This is a genomic window from Saccharomonospora halophila 8, from assembly GCF_000383775.1.
GTDB lineage: Bacteria > Actinomycetota > Actinomycetes > Mycobacteriales > Pseudonocardiaceae > Saccharomonospora > Saccharomonospora halophila.
This window is the reverse complement of record NZ_KB912586.1, coordinates 182,731-186,051: the sequence shown is the minus strand read 5'-3', so window position 1 is coordinate 186,051 and position 3,321 is coordinate 182,731. Positions and strand designations below refer to the sequence as shown.

Here is a 3,321-nt window from a genome sequence, read left to right as displayed (position 1 = left end):
GCGTCCGCCGCCCCGGCCTGGCCGGGCGGGGTCAGCTGCACCTCCGCGGTCCCGGGCTCCGGCCACCGGGGTTCGGGCGTCCGCTTGGCCACCGCCGCCTCCACCGGATTATCCGGCAATGGCGGCCTGTCGGTCGGTTCACCGGAAACCGACCGTTCCCGCCGCAGTTCGGGCAGGTCGACGTGCCGGGGGTCGTCCGGCTCGGCGACCGCCACGACCGTCGTGGAGAACACGGTGGCGGTCACGAACAGGGTGAGCGCACGGAGGACGGGTCGCACGGACAAGGAGAACTCCCGAGTCTCTCGCCGCGCCGGTGGGCGCCGACGTTCGTCGTGCAGGTCGTGGGAAGCCGTGCGAGATCTCCCGCCCGGTGTGTCGGATGTCCGGATCAGATCGGAAGCTGGCCGATCTGTTGGTCGCTCACGGCACCCGAGTAGAGGCGGACGTTGCGGACCGCGCCGTTCCAGGGATCCACTCCCCGACCGACCCACGTCCCCTCACCGATCGTCAGCCCTCCGGGTCCGTTCCAACCCGCAACGTCGGTACGGACGGCGGAGAACTGTCCGTTGACGTAGAGCCTGGCCTCCGTCCGGCGATGTGGCCGCCGAGGTCACCGGGATCCGCGGCATCATGGACAACTGCATCAACGAGTTCAACCTGGCCAAGTGCGGGTTGGAGGTCGCGTCCACGATCCCGTGAACCAGGTTGTTCCGGCTGCCGAAGATCGCCGTCAAGGTGAAGGACGCCGTGCAGAACACCGTCCGGTGGATGCGGCGGCGGGACAAGGCTCAGGCCGACCTGCGGAAGGTGCACGAGGCGCAGCAACGGCTGTCCCGGGACTGCAACAGCTTCGTGCCGGGCACGACGGTGCTGCTGGCCGACGGGTCACGAGAACCGATCGAGGAGATCCAGCTCGGCGACGAGGTGTTGGCCACCGATCCGGACACCGGTGAGTCGGCGCCGCGTGCGGTGGTCGCCACGATCGTCGGGGAGGGCGAGAAGACCCTCGTCGAGATCGACACCGCCGGCGCCGCCGCAGGTGGCGGGACCGATTCGGTGGTGGCCACCGCGGAACACCCGTTCTGGACCGGTCCGATCGACGGCTGGGTGAACGCCGACCAGCTGACACCCGGCACCTGGCTACGCACCGGATCCGGAACCTGGATCCAGGTCACGACCGTCGAGTCCCGCACCGCGCACCAGCGGGTCCACAACCTCACCATCGACGGCGACCATACCTACCACGTCGGCGAAGTAGGTATACTCACCCACAACGCCGAGTGTGAGCTCGGTAGTGGGTTCCCCGACCGGAAATTACCCAGGGTCAATGGTGAGCCAGTTCCGGACGTTGGTCATCCGCACTCTCAGCTCGGCCGTAAGAAGGGGCGGAATGGGTCGTACCCGCAAGCGAGGGAGTTCGATGAGCACGGCAACCCGGTCAGGGACCTCGACTTCACCGATCATGGGCGCCCGAGAGATCACGATAACCCGCATCAGCACCCGTATATCCCAAATCCCATCGGCGGAACCCCGCAACGAGGTGGTGCCGAACCGCTGCAGTATCCGCTTCATGTCGAGAGGTGTTGAGGGCAAGTCCAAGCGTTGTATCGAGCTGATCGACCTCGTTCGTGTTCTACCACGTGAACAACGGGTCTGGCGCGTGCTCGAGTTCGAGGCGTTCGGAGGGCGGGAGTTCTCGGAGATCGAAGAAGGTGCATCGTCGGATGTGTCGGGATACCGACTGAGCGAGGATGAGTTATTGGAAGTAGCGAGTTCCGTGGATCAAACGATCAACGCTGTCGTGGTTGCGGCGAACGGCGATTCCGAATTTTCGTGTCTACTTGGAAGTGGCTCGTCGGGTCAATTCTCTCGCGAAATTTTCAAGTGTCTCGAAGTGGTCGCCGAGTCGAACGAGGCGGAGGGTGAAGTAGAGGTTGATATCGGGAAGTATGAGCGCTGTCGTGTAATTATCGATATACATGACAGTTCATCGGTGACGTTGGGAATCAATGCTGACGTACCCGGATGGGCGGGTACCTTGTCCGCGTTCGCGAAGATCTGAATTCGCGGGTCAAGGAGGAATGTAAAACGGTATGAGAAGTGGCGGTGTAGTAGGTGATCGATGGGTTGAGACAGAAGGCGGTCCTCTGATCGGTATCCCGGAGTCCGTGCTGGAGCACTGGTCCGGGGTGTTCGGTGCGGACGGGGGAACGGATGATTACGCGCGCGCATGTGCGGTCCGTGAGTTGGTCGGAGCCATCGACGTGGGTGGGCGGACGGCTCTGATCCTCGCGGGCGAGCCGTCGGACACGACGTATCTGCCCGAGATGCGGGTGTTCGTGCGGGTGCTGTCTCAGGATGCCGAGGACGATGAGGCGGTGATCGCAGCAGTTTCCGAGGCGGCTGCGGGGGCTCGGTGGGAGTGGGAGACGGAGTTCGTGGTGCACGAGCCTCTCGTAGTTTTCGACTCCGCGCTCGGCTTCGACAGACTGCGTGAGGGAGATTGGCTCCGTGTGGAGATGCCAACGGGACGCCATCAGGTGTGGTGCGCGGATGTGGATGTTCCTGACGTCGCGGAGCTGCGGCTCGTGCAGTTCCGGCTCGAATGACGCGGGGTGGCGGTGCGCTGTGGTCGTAGCCTGGGCGTCAGGGCCGCGCTGCGGCGATCCGCTTCTATGACGCTCGTTTCGGTTCCCACAGCGCGGGTTGCCGGTCACAACCACCGGGGAGCCGCAGCGTCCCAGGGGAAGTTTTCTTCCTGGTCGGGCCAGCACAGCATGAGCACCATGTGGAAGTCGACGGTTCGGACGTTCGACAGCAGGCGTGCGGCGTCGCGCGCGTGGCCACACAGTGGGCAGGGGCCGTCATGCACGCGCGGAGTCGTACACCATGTAGCCGCGCGCCGAGCCCGCGACCGAGGACACCGTCCGGCGTGATGCCTTACAGGTCCGCGCAGGCCAACTTGGTGCCGGCGTCGTCGTCGAGGTGCAGCAGGATCGCGTTCGCGCCGTCGCTGTCCGGGTTGGCGTTGGTGACGGTGGTGGAGGCGCTGCCCTCGGAGTCGGTGGTGAACATCAGGTGCACCTCGTTCGGCGGCTGGGCCGGCCCGTCGGGGTCGAACCGGAAGTGCGGCCCGCCGTCGTCCGGTTGGCAGGACTCGGCGTGCAGGTGCGAGGTGTACTTCGTGTCCGGCTCCAGGCCGGTGACGTCGACGGTGACCGTCGTGCCGTCGTCGTGCCGGGCCAGCCACACCGTGCCCCGCACCGACTGCGGCGCGCTCTCCGGTGCGGAGGGCAGCACGGCGAAGGAGCCCTCGACGAC

4 protein-coding genes and 2 pseudogenes are annotated in these 3,321 nt (G+C 65.6%); 3 read left to right on the top strand and 3 right to left on the bottom strand.

Annotated features, from left to right (window positions below; all coding sequences use genetic code 11):
* Positions 1-284 (bottom strand): hypothetical protein (locus SACHA_RS0119345; RefSeq protein ID WP_198010185.1); only part of this gene is annotated, 284 nt, incomplete at its 3' end.
* Between the two features lie 104 nt (positions 285-388).
* Positions 389-580, bottom strand: a pseudogene (locus SACHA_RS24205) (LamG-like jellyroll fold domain-containing protein); the annotation flags it as partial.
* Between the two features lie 125 nt (positions 581-705).
* On the opposite strand from SACHA_RS24205, the gene SACHA_RS0119330 reads away from it, so the two are divergent.
* From SACHA_RS0119330 to SACHA_RS23240, 3 genes are read left to right on the top strand one after another with little or no spacing between them, the layout of a single operon-like run.
* Positions 706-1,587 carry a Hint domain-containing protein gene (locus SACHA_RS0119330; protein ID WP_019812418.1) on the top strand — a complete coding sequence of 294 codons (882 nt, stop codon included), beginning with the start codon at positions 706-708 and terminating at the stop codon, positions 1,585-1,587.
* Positions 1,571-2,062 carry a hypothetical protein gene (locus tag SACHA_RS24705; protein WP_157601766.1) on the top strand — a complete coding sequence of 164 codons (492 nt, stop codon included), beginning with the start codon at positions 1,571-1,573 and terminating at the stop codon, positions 2,060-2,062. The genes SACHA_RS0119330 and SACHA_RS24705 overlap by 17 nt, the downstream gene beginning before the upstream one ends.
* Before the next feature lie 31 nt (positions 2,063-2,093).
* Positions 2,094-2,609: an Imm21 family immunity protein gene (locus SACHA_RS23240; RefSeq protein WP_083935921.1), complete on the top strand. Its 516-nt coding sequence runs from the start codon at positions 2,094-2,096 to the stop codon at positions 2,607-2,609.
* 331 nt (positions 2,610-2,940) lie between these two features.
* On the opposite strand, the pseudogene SACHA_RS0119320 reads toward SACHA_RS23240, so the two are convergent.
* A pseudogene (locus SACHA_RS0119320) lies at positions 2,941-3,321 on the bottom strand (hypothetical protein); the annotation flags it as partial.

Excerpts from the sequence above, each read along its gene's own strand:
- SACHA_RS23240 (WP_083935921.1), top strand. The coding sequence starts at position 2,094 with ATGAGAAGTGGCGGTGTAGTAGGTGATCGATGGGTTGAGACAGAAGGC.
- SACHA_RS24705 (WP_157601766.1), top strand. The coding sequence starts at position 1,571 with ATGTCGAGAGGTGTTGAGGGCAAGTCCAAGCGTTGTATCGAGCTGATC.